General features: G+C 71.8%; 22 protein-coding genes and 1 pseudogene. 12 read left to right on the top strand and 11 right to left on the bottom strand.

The features are described from left to right. Positions 1-52: 52 nt before the first annotated feature. Positions 53-1,375, bottom strand: a complete 1,323-nt coding sequence (locus tag DIZ27_RS19595) for a DUF692 domain-containing protein (protein ID WP_181383601.1) — start codon at positions 1,373-1,375, stop codon at positions 53-55. Between the two features lie 412 nt (positions 1,376-1,787). On the opposite strand from DIZ27_RS19595, the gene DIZ27_RS19590 reads away from it, so the two are divergent. Then, positions 1,788-2,381, top strand: coding sequence for a hypothetical protein (locus DIZ27_RS19590; RefSeq protein WP_258308453.1), 594 nt, complete (start codon positions 1,788-1,790; stop codon positions 2,379-2,381). Beyond that, positions 2,378-2,761 (top strand): GntR family transcriptional regulator, encoded by a 384-nt coding sequence (locus DIZ27_RS19585; protein WP_109379731.1) that lies wholly within the window; start codon positions 2,378-2,380, stop codon positions 2,759-2,761. The genes DIZ27_RS19590 and DIZ27_RS19585 overlap by 4 nt, the downstream gene beginning before the upstream one ends. Before the next feature lie 14 nt (positions 2,762-2,775). On the opposite strand, the gene DIZ27_RS19580 is transcribed toward DIZ27_RS19585, so the two are convergent. The 3 genes and pseudogenes from DIZ27_RS19580 to DIZ27_RS19570 all read right to left on the bottom strand — a co-directional run bounded on the left by DIZ27_RS19580 (position 2,776) and on the right by DIZ27_RS19570 (position 4,589). Further along, entirely contained in the window at positions 2,776-3,492 is a 717-nt protein-coding gene (locus DIZ27_RS19580; protein WP_109379730.1) for an aminoacyl-tRNA hydrolase, read from the bottom strand. Between the two features lie 37 nt (positions 3,493-3,529). Next, entirely contained in the window at positions 3,530-3,709 is a 180-nt protein-coding gene (locus DIZ27_RS19575) for a hypothetical protein (RefSeq protein WP_109379729.1), read from the bottom strand. A gap of 9 nt (positions 3,710-3,718) precedes the next feature. Further along, positions 3,719-4,589: pseudogene (locus tag DIZ27_RS19570) on the bottom strand (polysaccharide deacetylase family protein). Between the two features lie 147 nt (positions 4,590-4,736). Between DIZ27_RS19570 and DIZ27_RS19565 the strand changes: the two are divergent. Both DIZ27_RS19565 and DIZ27_RS19560 read left to right on the top strand, forming a co-directional pair. Further along, positions 4,737-5,108: a helix-turn-helix transcriptional regulator gene (locus DIZ27_RS19565; protein ID WP_109379727.1), complete on the top strand. Its 372-nt coding sequence runs from the start codon at positions 4,737-4,739 to the stop codon at positions 5,106-5,108. Beyond that, a complete protein-coding gene (locus tag DIZ27_RS19560; RefSeq protein ID WP_109379726.1) occupies positions 5,105-5,590 on the top strand; it encodes an SRPBCC domain-containing protein in 486 nt (161 codons plus the stop codon). Before DIZ27_RS19565 ends, DIZ27_RS19560 begins: the two co-directional genes overlap by 4 nt. Before the next feature lie 75 nt (positions 5,591-5,665). Here the strand turns inward: DIZ27_RS19560 and DIZ27_RS19555 are convergent, their stop codons facing one another. The 3 genes from DIZ27_RS19555 to zapE form a co-directional block, all read right to left on the bottom strand. Next, positions 5,666-7,090, bottom strand: a complete 1,425-nt coding sequence (locus tag DIZ27_RS19555; RefSeq protein ID WP_109379725.1) for a PhoX family protein — start codon at positions 7,088-7,090, stop codon at positions 5,666-5,668. A gap of 120 nt (positions 7,091-7,210) precedes the next feature. Continuing rightward, positions 7,211-8,035, bottom strand: coding sequence for a slipin family protein (locus DIZ27_RS19550; protein ID WP_109379724.1), 825 nt, complete (start codon positions 8,033-8,035; stop codon positions 7,211-7,213). Between the two features lie 122 nt (positions 8,036-8,157). Further along, the gene (zapE, locus tag DIZ27_RS19545; protein WP_109379723.1) at positions 8,158-9,261 is read right to left on the bottom strand and encodes a cell division protein ZapE; all 1,104 of its coding nucleotides are present in this window, start codon (positions 9,259-9,261) and stop codon (positions 8,158-8,160) included. A 37-nt stretch (positions 9,262-9,298) separates the two neighbouring features. Between zapE and DIZ27_RS19540 the strand changes: the two genes are divergently transcribed. The 8 genes from DIZ27_RS19540 (at position 9,299) to DIZ27_RS19505 (ending at position 16,572) form a co-directional block, all read left to right on the top strand. Further along, positions 9,299-10,123: a pyrimidine reductase family protein gene (locus tag DIZ27_RS19540; protein WP_109379722.1), complete on the top strand. Its 825-nt coding sequence runs from the start codon at positions 9,299-9,301 to the stop codon at positions 10,121-10,123. Positions 10,124-10,363: 240 nt separating this feature from the next. After that, the gene (locus DIZ27_RS19535; protein ID WP_181383600.1) at positions 10,364-10,837 is read left to right on the top strand and encodes an indole-3-glycerol phosphate synthase; all 474 of its coding nucleotides are present in this window, start codon (positions 10,364-10,366) and stop codon (positions 10,835-10,837) included. 110 nt (positions 10,838-10,947) lie between these two features. Continuing rightward, positions 10,948-12,363 carry a UDP-N-acetylmuramate--L-alanine ligase gene (gene murC / locus DIZ27_RS19530; RefSeq protein WP_109379721.1) on the top strand — a complete coding sequence of 472 codons (1,416 nt, stop codon included), beginning with the start codon at positions 10,948-10,950 and terminating at the stop codon, positions 12,361-12,363. 47 nt (positions 12,364-12,410) lie between these two features. Then, positions 12,411-12,818, top strand: a complete 408-nt coding sequence (gene msrB / locus DIZ27_RS19525) for a peptide-methionine (R)-S-oxide reductase MsrB (protein WP_109379720.1) — start codon at positions 12,411-12,413, stop codon at positions 12,816-12,818. Positions 12,819-13,047: 229 nt separating this feature from the next. Beyond that, positions 13,048-14,172, top strand: coding sequence for an ABC transporter ATP-binding protein (locus tag DIZ27_RS19520; RefSeq protein WP_181383599.1), 1,125 nt, complete (start codon positions 13,048-13,050; stop codon positions 14,170-14,172). Continuing rightward, positions 14,169-14,867 carry an ABC transporter permease gene (locus DIZ27_RS19515; RefSeq protein ID WP_109379719.1) on the top strand — a complete coding sequence of 233 codons (699 nt, stop codon included), beginning with the start codon at positions 14,169-14,171 and terminating at the stop codon, positions 14,865-14,867. The genes DIZ27_RS19520 and DIZ27_RS19515 overlap by 4 nt, the downstream gene beginning before the upstream one ends. Then, on the top strand, positions 14,864-15,529 hold the full coding sequence (locus tag DIZ27_RS19510; RefSeq protein WP_109379718.1) for an ABC transporter permease: 666 nt from the start codon (positions 14,864-14,866) through the stop codon (positions 15,527-15,529). The genes DIZ27_RS19515 and DIZ27_RS19510 overlap by 4 nt, the downstream gene beginning before the upstream one ends. 86 nt (positions 15,530-15,615) lie before the next feature. Continuing rightward, positions 15,616-16,572, top strand: coding sequence for an ABC transporter substrate-binding protein (locus DIZ27_RS19505; RefSeq protein WP_109379717.1), 957 nt, complete (start codon positions 15,616-15,618; stop codon positions 16,570-16,572). A 157-nt stretch (positions 16,573-16,729) separates the two neighbouring features. Here DIZ27_RS19505 and DIZ27_RS19500 read toward each other — a convergent pair whose 3' ends face one another. From DIZ27_RS19500 to DIZ27_RS19485, 4 genes are read right to left on the bottom strand one after another with little or no spacing between them, the layout of a single operon-like run. Further along, positions 16,730-17,317, bottom strand: a complete 588-nt coding sequence (locus DIZ27_RS19500) for an ATP/GTP-binding protein (RefSeq protein WP_109379716.1) — start codon at positions 17,315-17,317, stop codon at positions 16,730-16,732. Then, positions 17,304-17,663, bottom strand: coding sequence for a DUF742 domain-containing protein (locus DIZ27_RS19495; protein WP_109379715.1), 360 nt, complete (start codon positions 17,661-17,663; stop codon positions 17,304-17,306). The genes DIZ27_RS19500 and DIZ27_RS19495 overlap by 14 nt, the downstream gene beginning before the upstream one ends. A 1-nt stretch (position 17,664) precedes the next feature. Next, positions 17,665-18,096, bottom strand: a complete 432-nt coding sequence (locus DIZ27_RS19490; protein WP_109379714.1) for a roadblock/LC7 domain-containing protein — start codon at positions 18,094-18,096, stop codon at positions 17,665-17,667. 22 nt (positions 18,097-18,118) lie between these two features. Further along, positions 18,119-20,590: a nitrate- and nitrite sensing domain-containing protein gene (locus tag DIZ27_RS19485; protein ID WP_109379713.1), complete on the bottom strand. Its 2,472-nt coding sequence runs from the start codon at positions 20,588-20,590 to the stop codon at positions 18,119-18,121. Between the last annotated feature and the right edge of the window lie 13 nt (positions 20,591-20,603).

Here is a 20,603-nt window from a genome sequence, read left to right as displayed (position 1 = left end):
GTTCCGCTCGGCTTCCTGCCTGGTTCCGGGGGGATTTCGGGGCCACGGCGGCTCAACGCCGCAGCAGCACCCGCCGCGTGGCCCGCGCCAGCCGTACCGCCGGCCGGTGCGAGCGCGGCTTCGGCCCCGACCGCTCCAGCCACCACTCCCGCAGCTCCCGCCGCATCCGCCCGTCCTCCGGCCGCCCGGCGAGCAGCAGTTGCTCCACGAAGTCCAGCGCGTCCCGCCGGTACCCCTCGGTCATCGGCCGGCTCTGCGCATACGCGAGGAAGGCGGACCGGTACCCCTCGCCGAGCAGCACTGGCAGCTCGGGCGCCACCTTGGCGACGACGTCCGCCCGCTTCGCGGTGAGTGCCCGTGCCTGCACCGCCATCCGCCCCCGGTCGAACCCCTCGGGCACGGGCGTCCCGGCGACCAGCGCGGACAGCACCGCGGTCTGCGCGAGCGCGAGGCGCTGCCGCGCGGGTTCGGGACAGCCCTCCTCCGGCTCGGCGCGGGCGGCGGGAGCAGCCGCCGACCGCACCTCCTCCTCCGCCCCCGCCTCCGCCGCGCCCTTCGCCACTGCCGCCTGGATGGCATCCAACTCGTCCCGCAAATCGGCCGGTTCCGGGAAGTTCTCGTCCCGCTCCAGCAGCACTCCCGGCGGGGAGACCCGGGAGGCGAGATCGGTGAGGATGTCGAGGACCGGCCGGGGCACGGGGTGGGCGTGGCTGTCGTGCCAGACCCCGTCCCGCTCGACGCCGCCCGCGACATGGACGTACGCGACGGCCTCCAGGGGCAGTTCGGCGAGCGCCCGCGCGGGGTCCTCGCCGCGGTTGACGTGGTTGGTGTGCAGATTGGCCACGTCGACGAGCAACCGCACCCCGGTGCGGTCGGCCAGCTCGTACAGGAACTGGCCCTCGGTCATCTCCTCACCGGGCCACGAGAACAGCGCCGCGATGTTCTCCACGGCGAGCGGCACGGGCAACGCGTCCTGGGCGATGCGGACGTTCTCGCACAGCACGTCGAGCGCGTCCCGGGTACGGGGCACCGGCAGCAGGTGCCCCGCCTCGAGCCGCGGGGAGGCGCTGAGCGGCCCACCCGCCCGGACGAACGCGATGTGCTCGGTGACCAGCGGCGCTCCGAGTGCCGTGGCCCGCTCGGCGAGCGCCTCCAGCCGCCCCGCGTCCGGGCGCTCCGCCCCGCCGAGCCCGAGCCCGACCCCGTGCGGCACGACGGTCACCCCGCGCTCGCGCAGCCGCAGCAGCGACTCGGGGAGATGCCCGGGACACACGTTCTCGGCCACCACCTCGACCCAGTCGATCCCCGCCATCCCCTCCACGGCCTCGGCGATCTCCGGCCGCCACCCGATCCCCGTCCCCAGTCGCACCGTCATTCCCCCTCCTTCACCCGGCCCCCGTCGGCCGCCCTGTCGGGCGTGCCGTGGGTATGACCCCGAACGACGCCTCCGAACCCGGCCCGGGGCACCTTCAGAGCAACATTTGAGCTTCACAGGGTCAGCCGGGGGCCGCCGTGCGGCGCTGACCGGCGCTCCGGCAACTGTTTCAGCTACTTGACACAGTTCATTCCGAGCGCGATTGAGTCAGGTAATTGATACACCTTGCGGGAGGGAAAGGGGCCGGGATGTCTGCTGGCGCAGGAAGGGGAGTCATATGGCGGGAGGGGCTCGAGACTCCCGTGCGATGGGCCGGTGCGGCGACCGGTGTGGCGGTCAACGCCCTGGTCTCCTACAGCCCTGAGCCCGATGTGGATCTGCTGTACGGTTTCCCGTCTTCGGCCTGTTCGTCATGCTCGGCGTGTACGCGTCCGATGTGGTGGCCCGGCCGAGTCAGGGCTGGGTGCGAGTGGCCCAGGTGACACCGCGCCGCATCCGGGACCATGTCCCCCGTGCTCTGACCGCTGCGTTGACCGGGCAGGCCGTCGTCCTGACCGGCCTCCTGATCGTCGCGGCCGCGACGGCCTCGACGGACGCCGACGGCCGCTCACGCCGTGCGCTGACGGTCACGTGCCCGGCGGGTACACGGCTGCTCTCGCCCTGGCCCGGTCCGTACTACGCCTGGCCGATCCTCGGCGGCCTCACCGTCGGTACCGTTGTCTGCGCGGTGCTCCTGCGCCGTATCACCGCCCGGTCCCGGAGTGACGATCAGCGCCGCACCGGAATCCGGGCGGCGATCGGTGCCTGGGGAGTGATGGTGAGCGCTCCTCTTTTCGCTGTCTCCTTGACGATGGGGGTCGTGGTGCTGAGCCTGTCCTGCGCGGGCGGGATGAAGGACGCTGCTCTGTGGGGGCTGGCTCTCACCGCCCTCACTTCCGCCCTGACGGCGTGTCACTGCCTGTGTGTCCTCCTGCTGCCGCAGGTCTACGTCAAGGCCCGGCCGTGACAGCGCGGTCCATCCGCGTGGATCACGCGTCCCCGGTCCCGCCCTACGAGCAAGTCCGCGCGCAGCTGGCCGATCTGATCTCCGTCGGCCGACTGCGTCAGGGGGACAGGCTGCCGTCCGTGCGCCAACTGGCCTCCGACCTCGGGCTGGCCAACAACACCGTGGTCCGGGCCTACCGTGAACTGGAGAGTGCGGGCCTGGTCAGGACCCGCAGGGGTTCCGGCACCCAGGTCATCGCCCCGACGGCCGCCACCGACAGCAAGGCGAAGCTCGCGGAACACGCGCGCACGTACGCGGCTGCCGCCGGCCGGCTCGGTGTCTCGAACGAGGAGGCCCTGGCGGCGATCCGCCATGCTCTGGCGAGCCTCCACACCCCCTGACGCCGAGCAGGATCTCAGCGCAGGGCCGGGTGGTCCGCCACCACGGTGCTGGAGCCCGGCGCGATCTCGGTGAAGCCCGCGTCGCGGACCAGGGGGAGGCCGCTGGTGATCAGGGCCGGCCAGTGGGAGGGGGCGGCGGGGCGGACGGAGAGGGGGAAGCCGGCGTCGTGCCAGGCGGTGCGGTCCTTGTCGGTCAGCTCCCACCAGGCCAGCTGAGCGGCGTGGCCCGCCTGGGCCATGGCCTTGCCGGCCGACATGTCGAGGTCGGGGTTGAGCCACAGGACGGGGGCGGTGGGGTCCGCCGGGGGCACGGGCTCCGGGTCGTCCAGGTCGGTGCCGGAGACCTGGAGGCGGGCCAGGTCCTTGGGCCAGCCGTCCAGCGGGACGGGCGGGAAGACGCGGACCTCCGCCGACGTGCCGGTGACCGTGATGCCGTCGAGCGCCTCCGCGCGGCGCCACTCCGCGCCGCGGGCCCGGCGCACCACCTTGCGGATGCGGGCGTCCTGCCAGTCGCGCATCACCCGCGCCCACTCGCCCTCGCCCGTCGACCGCTCGTCGGCCAGCATCGTCAGCACCGCGCGGGCCGCCGTCGCCAGCGCGTCCGTACGGGCCGGGGGCGTGGCCCGCTCGATGCGCGCCACCAGGGGCAGCACGAACTGGGGTGCCGCGTCGCGGGCACTGGACTCATGGCGGAAGGGGCTGTCGGCGACGGGCACCCGGTCGTTGTTCACCGCTCCAGTCTGCCAAGCCGCCGGACACCGGCGACCGTCACCCCGAGCAGGACGTGCGCTCGGCCTCCCGCCACTCACAAACCGGGCACAGCGTCATGCCTTTGTACGACTCCGGGTACTCCGTCGGCTCCCGGCACAGCACGCACTCCGCGTACGGGGGCCCGTCGGCCTCGGGCGGCCTGGACGCTTCGATCAGGCAGTAGTCGTTGTCGGCCATACCTCCACCCTAGGACGGCCGGTTCCGTCCGTTCGACGTCGCGATCAGGTCGGAGACCTTCACGAAGCGGTAGCCCTGCTCGCGCAGCTCCGGGACGATCGTCCGCAGGGCCCGCTCGGTCGCCGGGGCCGCGCTGCGGGTGCAGTGCAGGACGACGACGGAACCCGGGCGCACCCCGTCCAGCACCTGCCGGGCCACCGCGTCGGCGTCCGTGGCGAAGGCGTCGCCGCCGACCACGTCCCACTGCACGGCGGTGACACCGGCCGGGGCGAGTGCCTTGAGCGCCGCGCGGTCGTAGCACCCGCCGGGGAAGCGGAAGTACGGCATCGGGTCCGGCACCCCCACCTCGCGGAAGGCCGCGTACGCCCGCTCCACGTCCGCGCGCATCCGGTCCCCGGAGAGGGTCGGCAGGCCGTGGCAGTCGTCCGTGAACGCGTAGTGGCTGTAGGAGTGGTTGGCGACCTCGAAGAGCGGGTCCCGGCCGATGGAGCGGGCCTGGTCCGGGTACTCCTCGGCCCAGCGCCCCGTCATGAACACGGTGGCCGGTACCCGCAGCGCGCGCAGCGCGGCGATCAGCTGCGGGTGGTCGAAGTGCTCGCCCGCCGCCGCCTGCGGGCCCTGGTCGGCGGTCATGTCGGCGTCGAAGGTGAGGGCGACGGTCTTCCCGCCGGTGCGCGGGCCGTTCTTGAAGACCGGGGTCAGACCCGTCGGCTCCGGAGCCAGGGTGGGCGGCCGCGAGGACGGTGCCGAGGGCGTGGCGGAGGGCGCGGGGCGCGGCAGCCGTGAGGGGGTGGGTGCCGCAGGCGGTGAGGGCGGCGCCCAGGGCGACGCATACGGCTGCCGCTCGGCCGACTCGGCGCGCTTGGCGTACAAGTGTGATCCTCGCATGAAGGTATGAGTGGGATGCGAGCTTTCCTTCGCTTTACGGGCTGACGTGGTGCCGTTTCGCCCGGGTGGCGGTTCCCGGCTCGGTCCGTACGCGGTTTCCGGTTGCGGGGCGGGATGCGGGGAGCTAACATACAACCAAATGGTTGTAGATGAGTTGGCCGACGAGGCCGTGGACCGGCTGTTCCAGGCCCTGGCCGACGCGACGCGTCGCGACATACTCCGCCGTTGTGTGCGGGGTGAGCTGTCCGTGTCGCGTCTGGCCGATGTGTACCCGATGAGCTTCGCCGCGGTGCAGAAACACGTCACGGTGCTGGAGCGCGCCGGGCTGGTCACCAAGCGGCGGCGCGGACGGGAGCAGCTCGTGCGTACCGATCCCGACGCGGTGGGCCGGGCGCGGCAGGCCCTCGACGAACTGGAGACGGCCTGGCGGGCGCGCGTGGACCGGATGTCCGGTCTGCTCGCGGACGAGGCGGGGCCCGACGAGGACTCGACGAAAGGACAGGACACATGACCGTCACGAGCGTGGACAAGGATCTCGACAACCTGACCCTCACCGTGATCGCGGACTTCACCGCACCGGTCGAGAAGGTGTGGCAACTGTGGGCGGACCCGCGGCAGCTGGAACGCTGGTGGGGGCCGCCGACCTACCCGGCGACCGTGGAGGAGCACGACCTGACCCTCGGCGGAGAGGTCAGGTACTTCATGACCAGCCCGGAGGGTGAGAAGTTCGGCGGCTGGTGGCGGATCACCTCGGTCACCCCGCCCACCGCCCTGGAGTTCACCGACGGCTTCTCCGACCAGGACGGCAAGCCGAACCCCGAGATGCCGACCACGACGGTACGGATGACGCTCAGCGAGCGCGAGGGCGGTACCCGGATGGAACTGCGCTCGGTCTTCGACAGCCGGGAGCAGATGGACCAGCTCGCGCAGATGGGCATGGTCGAGGGGCTGCGGCAGTCGATCGGCCAGATGGACGACCTGCTGGCGGCCTGACCCGCGTACGGACCGCGCACGGACCTGTACGGGCCGCGGGGGCGACCGGGACTCTCCCCGGCCGCCCCGCGTGTGTCACCGCCGCCAGGGGCCGGTGACCGCGAACGTCGTCCCGGGGGAGTAGCAGTTGACGTACATCGTCCGGCCGTCGGGGGAGAAGGCGACCCCGGCGAACTCGCCCCACTCCGGTTTCTCGGGCGTGCCCCCCGCCGCGGTGGCGGCTGGTGTGATCGCCTGGCGGTTGCGCGCCATCGCGTACACCTCGCCGCGCCGGGTGACGCCGTAGACGTGCTGCGCGCCGCTGCCGTCCTCGCAGACCATCAGGCCGCCACTGGGGGCGAGACAGATGTTGTCCGGTGACTCGCCGGGCAGTTGCACGTCGGTGTCCGGCCCGAAGACGATCACCAGCGTCAGCCGTCGCCGGTCCGGGTCGTAGCGCCAGATCTGCCCGTGGTGGTCACCGGCCGAACCCTCGGCGCTGCGGGCGAAGGACGACACGAAGTACACCGACCGGCCGCCCCAGTAGCAGCCCTCCAGCTTCTGCGCGTGCGTGATGCCGCCGGCGCCGAAGTCCTGGAAGCGGATGGGGGTTCCGGCGGCCTGCGGGTCCGGCACGTCCACCCACTCGATGCGGTCGAAGTGCGCGCCCGTCTCCTGGATCGAGGACAGGTCGGGCACTCCGGGTACCCGCATCGCCTGGAGCCGGCCGCCCGCGCGCAGCGAACCGGTGCCGCCGAGCGGCTTGTCCGGCAGGAAGCGGTAGAAGAGCCCGAAGGGCCGCTCGAACGCGTCCTCCGTCTCGTAGACGACGCCCCGCTTCGGATCGACCGCGACCGCCTCGTGCTGGAAGCGGCCCATCGCGGTGAGCGGCACCGCCCCCGTGCGGCGCGGGTCGGCCCCGTCGACCTCGAAGACGAAGCCGTGATCCTTGGTATAGCCGTTGGTGCCCGCCTTGTCCTCGGTCTCCTCGCAGGTCAGCCAGGTGCCCCAAGGTGTCGGCCCGCCCGCGCAGTTGACGGCGGTACCGGCGATCGCGACTCGTTCCGACAGCACCCGGTTGCGGGAGTCCAGGGTCAGCGACGTACAGCCGCCCCTGCCCTGCGGGTCGTACGTCAGTCCGTCGATCGCCGGGACCGGGACCCTGCCGTTGGCGCGGTTCTCGTGGTTGCGGACGAGAAGGACGCGGCCGTGTCCGCTCGCGAAGGCGGCCATGCCGTCATGGTTGGAGGGGACGAGGCCCTCACCGGAGCGCAGTTCGTCGCCCTCGCGGGAGAGCACCCGGTAGCGGAACCCCTCCGGCAGGTCGAGCAGCCCGTCGGGGTCGGGAACGAGGGGGCCGTAGCCGTGGTGGCCGAGGTTCTGCGCGGCGGCGGCAGTGGGGGTGAACAGCTCGGAGAGGGAGCCGGAGAACGCGATGCCGATTCCCAGGGCGCCGGAACGGGCGAGCAGTTGACGTCGTGTCGTGGGGGAGGAGCCGGTGGCGGACCCAGCGGCCTCCATGGCCCCGGGGGTCCCTGATGCGGTCATGGTGGGGGGAACCTTCCTGCTGGCGGACAGGAACTGTGACCCGCCGTGTCTATCACCTGCCGCGAATCACGGGAACCACGCGTGGAGCACGTGTCACGGCCCCGGTTCGTCGGGGGGCGGCCCCGGTTCCTCGAGGGCGCGCTCCGTCGGCGCCGGCTGCTGGGCGGACCGTTCCAGGAAGCGCAGCAGCTCCACCGGGAAGGGCAGCACCAGCGTGGAGTTCTTCTCGGCGGACACCGCCACGATCGTCTGCAGCAGCCGCAGCTGCAGCGCGGACGGGGTGTCCGCCATCTGCTGGGCGGCCTCGGCCAGTTTCCTCGACGCCTGGAGTTCGGCGTCGGCGTTGATGACCCGGGCCCGCCGCTCGCGGTCGGCCTCCGCCTGCCGGGCCATGGACCGCTTCATCGTCTCGGGCAGCGAGACGTCCTTGATCTCGACCCGGTCGATCTGCACGCCCCAGCCGACCGCCGGGCTGTCGATCATCAGCTCCAGGCCCTCGTTGAGCTTCTCCCGGTTGGACAGCAGGTCGTCGAGGTCGCTCTTGCCGATGATCGAGCGCAGGGAGGTCTGGGCCATCTGGGAGACCGCGAACCGGTAGTCCTCCACGTTGATGAGCGCGGCGGAGGCGTTGACGACCTTGAAGTAGACGACCGCGTCCACCCGCACGGTGACGTTGTCCCGGGTGATGCCCTCCTGCGCGGGCACCGGCATCGTGACGATCTGCAGATTGACCTTGTGCAGCCGGTCCACCCCGGGGACGATCATCGTGAACCCGGGCTGGCGCTCCCCGCTGTACAGCCGGCCGAGCCGGAAGACCACCCCGCGCTCGTACTGCTTGACGACCCGCGCCGCCGCGGCGAGATAGACGACGCCCGCGGCGCCGGTGGCGACGACTGCGGTGACCAGTTCCTCGACCATGACGACCTCCCGTTCAGAGGCCTGCTCCCTGCGCTTACGGTCACTTCTGCCACGATATGCCCGGTGTCCGGTCCGCGGCCATGGCTCGAGGTCGGGGGGCCCGGAGCGTCGGGCCCCCGGGGCTACGGGGTCCCGGTGAGCCGGCCGGCGTCCCGGGCCAGCGCGGTGAGCCGGGAGATCGCCCGGAAGTACTTCTTGCGGTAGCCGCCCTTCAGCATCTCCTCGCTGAACAGCTGGTCGAAGGGCAGTCCCGAGGCGAGCACGGGTACCTCGCGGTCGTAGAGCCGGTCGGCGAGGACGACCAGCCGCAGGGCCGTCGACTGGTCCGGTACCGGCCGCACACCGGTGAGGCACACGGCGGTGAGCCCGTCGGTGAGGGCGCCGTAGCGGCTGGGGTGCACCTTCGCGAGGTGCTCCAGCAGATCCGCGAAGCCGTCCAGCGAGGCGCCCTCGGTGGCGTACGCCGTCTTGGTCACCAGTTCGTCGGTGTACGGCGGCGGCGCCTGGGGCAGACCGCGGTGGCGGTAGTCCTCGCCGTCGATGCGCAGGGCGCGGAAGTGGGCCGACAGGCCCTGGATCTCGCGCAGGAAGTCGGCCGCGGCGAACCGGCCCTCGCCGAGCTTGCCGGGCAGCGTGTTGGAGGTGGCGGCGAGCGCGACACCCGCCTCGACCAGCTTGCCGAGCAGGGTGGAGACGAGCACGGTGTCGCCGGGGTCGTCCAGTTCGAACTCGTCGATGCACAGCAGCCGGTGGCCGGAGAGCGTCCGTACCGTCTGCTGGAAGCCGAGGGCGCCGACCAGGTTGGTCAGCTCCACGAAGGTGCCGAACGCCTTGAGCGCGGGCTCGGCCGGGGTGGCGTGCCACAGGGAGGCCAGCAGATGGGTCTTGCCGACGCCGTAGCCGCCGTCGAGGTAGACACCGCGCGGGCCGGCCGGGACGGGCTTCGCCGGCTTCCCGAAGCCGAACAGCCGGCGCCTGCCGGAATCGCCGCCCGGTGCTCCGCCGAGACCGGCCGCGAAGCCTTCGAGGACGCGCACGGCCTCGGTCTGGCTGGGCTGGTTCGGGTCGGGTATGTAGGTGTCGAAACGGACCGCGTCGAACCGGGGCGGGGGCACCATCTCGGCGACGAGCCGGTCCGCGGGGACGTGCGGCTCACGGGCGCACAGGGACAGCGGGGCCGCGGCGGCCGCGGGAGCGAGCCGGGCGGCGGGGGAGGAGGACGACACGCTTCCTCATACTACGGGGCGTGGAACACTGCACGGCATGCGACGCCTCTTCCCTGTGATCGACGAAACAGCAGCTCCCGCCGGGGAGACGACCGGTACCTCCCGCGCGGGGGAGGGCACGGAGGACCGGGAGTGGAGCCTGGCTGAACTGGCCGCCGCATACGCCTACCCGGGGCCGGGGTCCGGTGCGGACCGGCAGCCGTGGCTGCGGGCCAACATGGTGTCCACGCTCGACGGAGCCGCCCAGCACGAGGGCCGCTCGCAGCCCATCTCCAGCCCGGCCGACATGCGTGTCTTCGGCACGCTGCGGGCCCTCGCGGACGTCGTGCTCGTCGGCGCGGAAACGGTTCGGCTGGAGGGCTACCGTCCGGCCCGCGCGCGTGCGGAGTTCGCGGCGGCGCGCGAGGCGGCCGGGCAGGGCCCCGCGCCGGCGATCGCCGTGGTCTCCGCCGGCCTGGACCTGGACTTCTCCCTGCCGCTGTTCACCACCCCGCTGGTGGACACCCTGATCCTGACTGGTGCCGCCGCGCCCCCCGACCGGATCGCCGCCGCCGAGGCGGCCGCCGGGACCCGGGTGGTGATCGCGGGGGACGGCACCGGTGTGGATCCGGCTCGCGCGACGCGGGCCCTCGCGGAACTGGGGCACACCCGACTGCTGACCGAGGGCGGGCCGCGGCTGCTGGGGCAGCTGGTGGCGGCCGGAGTGCTGGACGAGCTCTGTCTGACCGTCGCCCCGATGCTCGTCGCGGGTGACGCTCAGCGCATCGCCGGTGGACCGTCTGTGACACTTCCGAGTCGTTTCACGCTGAAATCGATGTTGGAGGAGGATGGTTTTCTTTTCACGCGGTACGCGCGTTCCTGACCGGACGGGCGGGCCCGAACCCTCCGGCGGTGTCCGGGAGCGTCCAGGAGCACCCGGATGCGAGTTCAATGGTTACCGCTGGCCCGGTAATCGGCGGAATGTTCCGTTCCGCTTGGTGGTGCGACGGGCACACTGAACCCGGTGGTGCCCGTGCGGGCACGGGCAGGACGGATTCCGCAGGGCCTGGCTCGGCCCACGGGGAGAGAGGGCCCACGGCCCTCCGAGGAGAAGGGGCGCCTGGTGTTCACAAGCGTACTGATGATCGAGAAGGCCCTGACGTCCGCCGACGTGGAGTTCGTCACCACCCTGCACGGTGACGAGGAGGTCGCCTTCCGGGTGCTGCTCCAGCCGCGCGGCGAACAGGCGGACCGGCTGCTGAGGGCCATCGACGACGTGGCCCTCGGCGAGCTCGACGACGCCGTCCGGGAGGCGGAGACGCCCGAGGGCGAGGATGCCAGGACGACGGGGGAGCGGGCACTGGAGGTGTCCCTGCAGGCCCTGCGCGCCGCCGGTCACGGGGCCGACGGCCGGCTGATCGAGAACCACCCCCTGGACGCGCTGAGGACGATGGTCCAGGAGGCCGGGGCGGACGAGGTGATCGTGCTCACCGACCCGCACTACGTGGAGGAGTTCTTCCACCGGGACTGGGCCTCCCGGGCCCGGCACAAGGTGGGCGTGCCGGTGCTGAAACTGTTCTCGCACAGCAAGGCATAGGCTGGGGCGGCGCCCTTCGCACGAGGGCGCGGGGACCGTCGTCCCGCTCGTCGCGCACCACCCGCACAGCCCGTACGACCCGCACTCGTCACCACTGGGGAGAAACACGCATGGCACCCGGCCTTCCTACCGCCATGGACCGACCGCACTTCATCGGCATCGGCGGCGCCGGGATGTCGGGCATCGCGAAGATCCTCGCGCAGCGCGGCGCCAAGGTGGCCGGCAGTGACGCCAAGGAGTCGGCCACCGCCGAGGCGCTGCGCGCGCTGGGCGCCACGGTCCACATCGGGCACGCCGCCGGGCACCTGGCCGACGACGCGAGCTGCGTGGTCGTGTCGTCGGCGATCCGTGAGGACAACCCGGAACTCGTCCGCGCGGCCGAACTGGGCGTTCCCGTGGTCCACCGCTCCGACGCGCTGGCCGCCCTCATGGACGGCCTGCGCCCGATCGCGGTGGCCGGCACCCACGGCAAGACCACGACCACCTCGATGCTGGCCGTCTCCCTGACCGAGCTGGGCCGCCGCCCGTCGTACGCGATCGGCGGCGACCTGGACGCGCCCGGCTCCAACGCGCTGCACGGCGAGGGCGAGATCTTCGTCGCCGAGGCGGACGAATCGGACCGCAGCTTCCACAAGTACGCCCCCGAGGTCGCGATCATCCTCAACGTGGAACTGGACCACCACGCCAATTACGCGTCCATGGAGGAGATCCACGAGTCCTTCGAGACGTTCGTCGGCCGGATCGTGCCCGGCGGCACGCTGGTGATCTCGTCGGACCACGAGGGCGCACGGGAACTGACCCGGCGCCTGCGCACCTCGGCGGGTACGGAAGGTTCAGCCGGCTCCGTCCGGACGGTGACGTACGGGGAGGCGCCCGACGCCGACGTGCGGGTGACCTCGGTCGTCCCGCAGGGGCTGAAGAGCGAGGTGACCGTCGAGTTCGAGGGCGCCCCGCTCACCTTCACGGTGTCCGTCCCGGGCCGCCACTACGCGCACAACGCGGTGGCCGCGCTCGCCGCCGGCGTCGCGCTCGGCATCCCGGCCACCGAACTGGCTCCGGCGCTGGCCGCGTACACCGGGGTGAAGCGGCGCCTGCAGCTCAAGGGCGAGGCGGCGGGCGTCCAGGTCATCGACTCCTACGCGCACCACCCGACCGAGATGACCGCCGACCTGGAGGCGATGCGCGCCGCCGCGGGCGACGCCCGCATCCTGACCGTCTTCCAGCCGCACCTGTTCTCCCGCACCCGGGAGCTGGGCAAGGAGATGGGCCAGGCCCTGACCCTGGCCGACTCCTCGCTCGTGCTGGACATCTACCCGGCCCGTGAGGACCCGGTCCCGGGCGTCACCAGCGAACTGATCATCGAGGCGGCGCGGGCGGCCGGTGCGGACGTGACGCCGGTGCACGACAAGGCGGAGATCCCGGACGCGGTCGCGGGAATGGCGAAGCCCGGCGATCTCGTTCTCACCATGGGAGCGGGCGACGTCACCGACCTCGGCCCGCTGATCCTCGAGCGTCTCTCGCAGTGAGACGCGGAAGAAGCACGCAGCAGCAGAAGCGAAGGGGCTGAAGGCTCATGTCGTACGACGTGGAGAAGCCGGACGAGCAGTGGCGCGCGGAGCTGTCGCCGTCCGAGTACGCCGTCCTGCGCCAGGCGGGCACGGAGCCGGCCTTCACCGGTGAGTACACCGACACGAAGACCGAGGGCGTCTACGCGTGCCGCGCCTGCGGCGCCGAACTGTTCACCTCGAAGACCAAGTTCGAGTCGCACTGCGGCTGGCCCTCCTTCTACGACCCGCGGGACTCCGAGGCGGTCGAGCTGGTCGAGGACCGGTCGCACGGCATGGTGCGCACCGAGGTGCGCTGCTCCCGCTGCGGCTCTCACCTCGGGCACGTCTTCGAGGGCGAGGGGTACCCGACGCCCACGGACCAGCGGTACTGCATCAACAGCATCTCGCTGAAGCTGCAGCCCACCGAGGGCTGATCCGCGCGGACGCGCGCCGAGCCGTGGTGAGGGGGAGGGCCGCCGGGATTCCCGGCGGCCCTCCCCCTCCTGGGTGGTTTCCCGAGGTCGGGGCGGGGCAGGTGGCCGCGTAGCGCGGGGGCGTGTCCCCCCCGGGCGCTGTCGGAGGTGCCGTCTACACTCGACCGGCGGCAGACCGTGCGGCCGGCTCGGCCGGAAACTTCCAGCCACCCGAAGGGTGTTCGGCGTCTTGATACGGATCGACTCAGTGACGAAGCGCTACCCGGACGGCACGGTGGCGGTCGACCGGCTCTCCCTGGAGATCCCCGACCGCTCGATCACCGTCCTGGTCGGACCGTCGGGCTGTGGCAAGACGACCACCCTGCGCATGATCAACCGCATGGTCGAACCCACCGAGGGAACGATCCTGCTCGACGGTGCGGACATCCAGCACCGACCGGTCACCACCCTGCGCCGGTCCATGGGGTACGTCATCCAGAACGCCGGACTCTTCCAGCACCGCACGATCGTCGACAACATCGCCACCGTGCCGCGCATGCTCGGCTGGGGCAAGCAGCGGGCCCGGGAGCGGGCGGCGGAGCTGATGGAGCGGGTGGGTCTGGACACCGCCCTGGCCAAGCGGTACCCGTACCAGCTCTCCGGCGGCCAGCAGCAGCGCGTCGGAGTGGCACGCGCGCTCGCCGCGGACCCGCCGGTGCTGCTGATGGACGAGCCGTTCTCGGCCGTCGACCCGGTGGTCCGCAAGGGGTTGCAGGACGAACTACTCAGGATTCAGGAAGAGTTGGGCAAGACCATCGTCTTCGTCACGCATGACATCGACGAGGCGGTCAAACTCGGCACCATGGTCGCCGTACTGCGCGAAGGCGGCCGGCTCGCCCAGTACGCGCCGCCCGCCGAGCTGCTGTCCGACCCCGCGGACGCGTTCGTCGAGGACTTCCTCGGCGCCGACCGGGGCATCCGGCGGCTCTCCTTCCTCACCACCGCCGCGCTGGAACTGGCCACCGACGCGGTGATCCCGCCGGACGCCACCGCCGAGCGGATCGGCGCGTCGAACGCCCCCCACCTCCTGGTGACCGACGACGAGGGGCGCCCGCTCGGCTGGTCCGAGCCCCGCCGGCTGACCGCCGGGGACATCAGACCGGACCGGCTGCTGCCGTACGGGCGGCCGTTCGTGCCCGGCGTGGACTCGCTGCGGGTCGCGCTCGACTGCGCGGTGCTCTCCCCCACCGGCTGGGCCGTCGCCGTGGACGACGCCGGCCGGGTGCGGGGCGTCGTCTCCCAGCAGACCATCGGCGACGCCATCCGCACCGCTCACCGAGACGGCCGCACCGGCGACGAGAAGGTCGCCGGATGAGCGGCTTCTTCGACATCCCCAGCGACCTCCAGCACAGCTGGGCGGGCCTGATCGGACTGCACCTGAGGGAGGCGCTGATCCCGGTCGCGGCCGGGCTGTTGCTCGCGCTGCCCATCGCCCAGCTGTGCGGACGCTTCCGCTGGCTGTACCCGCCGGTCCTGGGCATGACGACCGTGCTGTACGCCGTCCCGTCGCTGGCGTTCTTCGTCGTCCTCATCGACTACACCGGCCAGACCGAACTCACCGTGATGATCCCGCTGGCCCTGTACAGCCTGGTGGTGCTGGTCCCGGCGATCGTCGACGGGGTGCGCTCGGTGCCGCCGGAGACGCTGGCCGCGGCCACCGCCATGGGCTTCGGCCCCGTACGCCGGTACACCCAGGTGCAGTTGCCGATCGCCGCCCCCGCCATCATCGCCGGTCTGCGGGTGGCCACCGCGTCCAGCATCTCCCTGGTCAGCGTCGGCGCCCTGATCGGCAATCAGGGGGCCCTCGGCAACCTGCTCGCGGCCGCGCAGAAGTACGACCGGCCCGAACTCGCGGTGAACTCCGTGGTCACGATGGCCGTGCTGGCGATCCTGTGCGACGCGCTGCTGGTCCTGCTCAGGGTGCTGCTCACGCCGTGGATGCCCCGCGGCACACGGCCGAGACCCGCCGCACGCCCCGAGCCGTACGAAGCCGGGGGCGCGGCCCGGTGAACATCCTCGACTTCATGAACGCCTTCTTCAGCGACAGCGCCCACTGGCACGGCTACGACGGCATCCCGCAGCGCTTCCTCGAACACGTCCGGTACTCGCTGCTGGCCCTCGTGATCGCCGCCGCGATCGGACTGCCCGTCGGCCTGCTGACCGGGCACACCGGCCGCGGCGGGAACGCACTCGCCTTCATCGCCAACGCCGCCCGCGCCCTGCCCAGTTTCGGCCTGCTGGTGCTGGTGGTGCTGTTGATCGGCTTCGGCCTGCTGCCCGTCATGATCCCGCTGGTCGTGCTGGCCGTTCCGCCGATCCTGGTGACCACCTACGAGGCCGTCCGCACGGTGGACCCCTCCCCGGTGGACGCCGCCCGCGGCATGGGCATGCGCGAGTCGCACATCCTGTTCCGGGTCGAGGTGCCGGTGGCGCTGCCGCTGATCCTGAGCGGGCTGCGCTCGGCGGCCATCCAGATCGTGTCGACGGCCACCATCGCCGCGTACGTCAGCCTGGGCGGCCTCGGCCGGTACATCATCGACGGGCTCTACCAGCGCGACTACGAGAAGGTGGTCGGCGGGGCCACCCTGGTGGCGGTCCTGGCCCTCGTCACGCTCGCGCTGTTCTGGGCGGTGGGACGGCTGGTGGTGTCACCGGGCGTACGACGGCGCTGAACCGGCCCCGCACGCACGGGCAGCCGAGTGACAACCGTGATCCGGCCGCGCTTGACGGCCGTCAACCGGCTGGATTGGATCGGTGGATGACTCCTACCGCGAAGAGCAGCAGGTCCAGGACGAGGCACACCGGCGCGGCGCTCATCGCGCTCAGCGCCGCGACGGCGCTGCTCGCGGGCTGTTCGTCCGGCGACACCTCCGACAACCCCCTCGAGGAGGAGAAGGCGGAGGCCGGCACCGTCGTCGTCGGCTCCAACAACTTCGCCGAGAGCACCCTGCTCGCCGACATCTACGGCGAGGCGCTGAGGGCCAAGGGCCTCAAGGTCACCTACAAGCACAACATCGGCAGCCGGGAGACGACCTACGGCCTGATGAAGAACGGTTCCGTCACCGTCCTGCCCGAGTACAACGGCTCCCTGCTCGCCTACCTCGACCCCGAGGCCGAACAGGAGTCCGCCGACGCGGTCAACGCCGCCGTCAAGGCCAAGCTCGACAAGAAGCTGACGCTGCTGGACCCGTCGCCGGCCGAGAACAAGGACTCGGTCAGCGTCAACGCCCGGACGGCGAAGAAGTACGGTCTCACGGCGCCGTCGACCCTCGCCGACCTCAAGGACGCCGCACCGGAGATGGTGATCGGCGGCTCGCCCGAATTCCAGACCCGGCAACAGGGCCTGAAGGGCCTGGAGACCGTCTACGGCCTGAAGTTCAAGTCCTTCAAGGCGCTCGACGCGGGCGGCCCGCTCACCCAGGCGGCGCTCACCAGGAACGAGGTCCAGGCCGCGGACGTCTTCACCACGGACCCGACCATCGTCAAGGAGAAGTTCGTCGTCCTGAAGGACCCGGAGAACCTCTTCGGTTTCGCCAACGTGACCCCGCTGGTCCACAAGGACGCCCTCTCCCAGGAGGGCGTCGACGCGCTCAACGCGGTCTCCGCCGAGCTGGACACCGAGACCCTGCTCGACCTCGACGCCCAGGTCCAGCTGGAGAAGAAGGACCCGCTGGACGTGGCGAAGGCCTGGCTGAAGTCGGCCGGACTGGACTGACCCCGCGCGGGGTGCGGTGAACGGGCCGCACCCCCTGCGCCGTTCACCGTGCCCAGGGCCTGTCCGGCGGATCAGCTTGCAGGGAATCGACGGTGCCTTGTCGGCGCGGGTGAGCGTGCCGGCCCCCGCGTCTGCGGCATGATCCGCCGGACAGGCCCTAAGCCGCCTCCGCGATCAGCCGGTCGAGCAGGGCGATCAGCACGTCCCTGGACGACTCGCGCTCCCGCGCGTCGCAGAGCAGCACCGGCACGCCCTCCGGCAGGGTCAGCGACTCCCGGATGTCCTCGACCGGATAGGGATGCTCCCCGTGGAAGCCGTTCACGGCGACGACGAACGGGATGCCCCGGCGCTCGAAGAAGTCGATCGCGGCGAAACTGGACTTGGGCCTGCGCACATCGACCAGGACCACCGCGCCGAGCGCGCCGAGGGCCAGGTCGTTCCACATGAACCAGAACCGCTGCTGGCCCGGCGTACCGAAGAGGTACAGCACCAGGTCGTCGGAGACGGTGATCCGGCCGAAGTCCATCGCCACCGTGGTGTCACGTTTCTCCTCGATGCCCTCGAGGTCGTCGATGTCCAGGCCCGCCATGGTCAGCGGTTCCTCGGTGCGCAGCGGGGCGATCTCGCTGACCGAGCCGACCATGGTGGTCTTGCCCACGCCGAAGCCCCCGGCGATCAGGATCTTGACCGTGTCGGGCGCCGAACGCGCGGTGGGTGCCTGAGCGGTGGTGTCAGAGCCGGCCAAGTCCGTCCCTCACTTTCTGCAGCAGATCCAGGTCCGGGGTGGTGCGGGTGACGTGGTGCGGCGGGCGGACCGTGATCCGGCCCGCCTCCAGCAGGTCGCAGAGCATGATGACGACCACGCTCATCGGGAGGTCGAGGCGGGCGGCGAGTTCCGCCACCGCGATGGGCTCCGCGCACAGCCGCAGGATGCGGGTGTGTTCGGGCTGTGGCCGGGCGGCCGCCTCGGGCTGCGGATCGACCGCCGTCACCGTTGTGATGAGCGTGAAGTCGGCGCGGCTGGGCCGCGTCCGGCCACCGGTCAGGGTGAACGGTCGGACGAGCCGGCCCGCGACATCGCCTCCGCCCACCTCACGCGCCGGAGTCGACGGCGGGGTCTGCCGTGCCCCGGGGCGCCGCGCTGAGATGCTCGCCGATCTTCTTCACCAGCATGTTCATCTGGTAGGCGACCACGCCGACGTCCGCGCCCGGTCCGGTCAGCACCACGAGATGGGCGCCCGGCCCGGCCGAGGTGAGGATCAGGTAGCTGTTGGCCATCTCGATGAGCGCCTGGCGCACCGGGCCGCCGCGGAAGTCCATGCTGACGCCCTTGCTGAGGCTCATCAGTCCGGACGCGGTGGCCGCCAGACGCTCCGCGTCGTCGCGCAGGAACCCGGTGGACTTGCTGACCACCAGACCGTCCTCGGACAGCACCACGGCCTGGTTCACCTCGGCGACCCGCTCCACGAGTCCGGTGAGCAGCTGATCGAGCTGGGTGTGAGTGGCGGGTACGGGGCGTGTCATTTCTGTGTTCCTTCGTCGGCGTTCAGCGGTCGGAGGGCGGATTCGGGGGGTCCGGGAGCTCTCGGGAGCCGGCGGGGGCCCCGGAGGAGGCCCTCGTGCCGGTGGTGGCGGCCGGTGGCACGGCACCGTCGTCGGTACGGGCGTCGTCGCCTTCCGCACGTGCCTGGGACGTGCCGCGCTGGAAGCCGGCCAGGGAGGAGGCCGCGTCTTCCGCCGTGAAGTGCTCGGAGTCGTGCTCGGTGACGGACACCGCCACCTCCTCCCGCAGTTCGGCGGCCAGGCTGGTCTGCGGCACCCGGCGGGGGAGCGGGGTGAGCCCGGGCGCGGCCGTGGCCGGGCGGGGAGTGGTCCGTACGGCGGCCCCGGGCCGGGGCGGCGCCGTACCCGCGGTCGCGTCGGTCGCATCGGTCGCGGGGGGCCGGGCGTCCGCAGCGTTCTCGGGCTTCTTGGCGTCCTTGGCGTCCTTGGCGTCCGCCGTGTCCGTGGTGCCGGTGGCGGCCGCCCGGTCCGGGTCGGTCGCCGTGCGGTGTCCGTTCGCCCCGACGGCGGGGGCGGCCCCGGCCTCGTGCGGCGCGTCGCACACCACGATCGCGTGCGGGAGCAGCACGATCGCCGTCGTCCCGCCGTACGGCGACGGGCGCAGGGTGACGGCGATGCCGTGCCGGTGGGCCAGCTGGGAGATCACGAACATGCCGAGCCGCAGGTCGTCGGCGAGGGCCACCACGTCGAACTGCGGGGGCTTGGCCAACTGGGCGTTCAGCGAGGCGTAGTCGTCCTCGGACATGCCGAGTCCCCGGTCCTCGACCTCGATGGCGAGGCCCTTGGCCACCAACGCGGCACGCACCCCGACGGGGCTCGGCGCGGGCGAGTACACCGTCGCGTTGTCGATCAGCTCGGCCAGCAGGTGGATGACGTCGGCCACCGCGGGTGGAGCCAGCGCCACCTCCTCGTCGGTGTGCACCTCCACCCGCTGGTACTCGGCGACTTCACCGACGGCGCTGCGCAGGATGTCGATCAGTGCGACCGGTTCGCTCCACGAACGGCCGGGCCGTTCACCGCTGACGATGACCAGGTTCTCCTCGTACCGGCGCAACTGGCTTGCCGTGGAGTCCAGTTCGTACAGCCCCTTGAGGACCTCGGGGTCGGTGTGCCGGCGTTCCAGCGCGTCGAGCTTGCTGAGCTGGAGGTTGACGAGGTTCTGGCTCTGCCGTGCGATGCCCAGGATGATCTTCTGGAACCCACGCCTGGTGTCGGCGAGTTCGACCGCCGTGTGCACCGCGGTGCGCTGCGCGGTGTTGAACGCCTGGGCGACCTGGCCGAGTTCGTCGTGGCCGTAGTCCAGCGGAGTGGTCGCCGACTCGGCGTCGACCTTCTCGCCCCGCTCCAGCCGGGCCACCACGTCGGGCAGCCGCTCCTCGGCGAGGCTGAGGGTGGCCATCCGCAGGCCGTGCAGCCGGCGGGACAGCGAGCGGGTGATCCGCCACGACATGCCGACGCACAGCAGCAGGGCGAGCAGTCCGCCGGCGCTGAGCGCCGCCGCGGTCAGCAGCAGACCGCGGGCCTCGTCGGCGCTGCGGGTGAGCAGCGCGTCGGTCTGCTGCCGGATCAGAGCGGCGTACTGCGGTGTGACCTCGGTCAGGGCCGCGTCCCACCGCTCCTGCGCGTCCGGCAGCTCGGCCGTGCCCTCCGCGGTGGGGTGGACGGCGAGCACCTCGTTCTCGATCTCCTGCAGGGTGCGCCACTCCGGGCTGTGCAGGATCCGCTCGGTCTGCGTCTTGGTGCCGCCGCGCAGGGACGGCACGATCTGGTCCCCGATCAGCCAGCGACGGGTGGCGACCGACCCCGCGAAGGCGGACCAGGACGGCTCGTCGAGCTCCCCGGACGGCCAGGCCAGGGTGAGCCGCGTGTCCTCCTTGGACACCAGTTCCGCCGCGTGCTCCAGCGAGACCAACGGCCCGGCCTGCGAGGTCAGGTCGCCGTCGTCGACCTGCGACAGTTCCTGGAAGGCGTGGATCTGGTCGTTGATGATCGAGGTGTACTGGTCGAGCGCCTGCTCGGCGGTGATGTCGCTCGGTTTGTCCACTTGGCCCCGGTAGTACTCGAGGCTGCCCACCGAACCGAGCACCGAGTACAGCCGTTCCGACACACGGGCCGGCGCCTCGGCGATCGCGTCGGCCTGCCCGAGCAGCTTCGCCACCGCCACGTCCGTCTTCTCGCGCTGCGCCTCGAGGGCGGCCCGGGACGTCTCGGGCGAGACCAGCCAGGCCGCGGACAGTCTCCGCTCCTGCTGCAACGCGAGGGTCGCCTCGGTGCCCATCGCGCCGGTCGACCGGCTCAACTCGGTCTGTGCACGGAGCTGAAGCCCCTCCGAGAACATCCGGATCGTCGTCACGCCCCACATGGCGGCGAGGGTGACGCTGGGCACCAGGGCCAGGAGGACCAGCGAGAGACGTATGGAGCCGAGACGGCGCCGGGCGCCTGTCCGTGGAGACATCGTCGTCCTAGAG

This window comes from Streptomyces sp. NWU339 (assembly GCF_003143855.1).
Taxonomy (GTDB): Bacteria; Actinomycetota; Actinomycetes; order Streptomycetales; family Streptomycetaceae; genus Streptomyces.
The sequence above is the reverse complement of the archived record's forward strand: the minus strand, read 5'-3'. Positions and strand labels throughout refer to the sequence as shown.

Coding starts and splice junctions, on each gene's coding strand:
- DIZ27_RS19595 (WP_181383601.1), bottom strand. CDS start 1,375: ATGACGGTGCGACTGGGGACGGGGATCGGGTGGCGGCCGGAGATCGCC.
- DIZ27_RS19590 (WP_258308453.1), top strand. CDS start 1,788: ATGCTCGGCGTGTACGCGTCCGATGTGGTGGCCCGGCCGAGTCAGGGC.
- DIZ27_RS19575 (WP_109379729.1), bottom strand. CDS start 3,709: ATGGCCGACAACGACTACTGCCTGATCGAAGCGTCCAGGCCGCCCGAG.
- DIZ27_RS19565 (WP_109379727.1), top strand. CDS start 4,737: ATGGTTGTAGATGAGTTGGCCGACGAGGCCGTGGACCGGCTGTTCCAG.
- DIZ27_RS19560 (WP_109379726.1), top strand. CDS start 5,105: ATGACCGTCACGAGCGTGGACAAGGATCTCGACAACCTGACCCTCACC.
- DIZ27_RS19555 (WP_109379725.1), bottom strand. CDS start 7,090: ATGGAGGCCGCTGGGTCCGCCACCGGCTCCTCCCCCACGACACGACGT.
- DIZ27_RS19550 (WP_109379724.1), bottom strand. CDS start 8,035: ATGGTCGAGGAACTGGTCACCGCAGTCGTCGCCACCGGCGCCGCGGGC.
- DIZ27_RS19540 (WP_109379722.1), top strand. CDS start 9,299: ATGCGACGCCTCTTCCCTGTGATCGACGAAACAGCAGCTCCCGCCGGG.
- murC (WP_109379721.1), top strand. CDS start 10,948: ATGGCACCCGGCCTTCCTACCGCCATGGACCGACCGCACTTCATCGGC.
- msrB (WP_109379720.1), top strand. CDS start 12,411: ATGTCGTACGACGTGGAGAAGCCGGACGAGCAGTGGCGCGCGGAGCTG.
- DIZ27_RS19515 (WP_109379719.1), top strand. CDS start 14,169: ATGAGCGGCTTCTTCGACATCCCCAGCGACCTCCAGCACAGCTGGGCG.
- DIZ27_RS19505 (WP_109379717.1), top strand. CDS start 15,616: ATGACTCCTACCGCGAAGAGCAGCAGGTCCAGGACGAGGCACACCGGC.
- DIZ27_RS19490 (WP_109379714.1), bottom strand. CDS start 18,096: ATGACACGCCCCGTACCCGCCACTCACACCCAGCTCGATCAGCTGCTC.
- DIZ27_RS19485 (WP_109379713.1), bottom strand. CDS start 20,590: ATGTCTCCACGGACAGGCGCCCGGCGCCGTCTCGGCTCCATACGTCTC.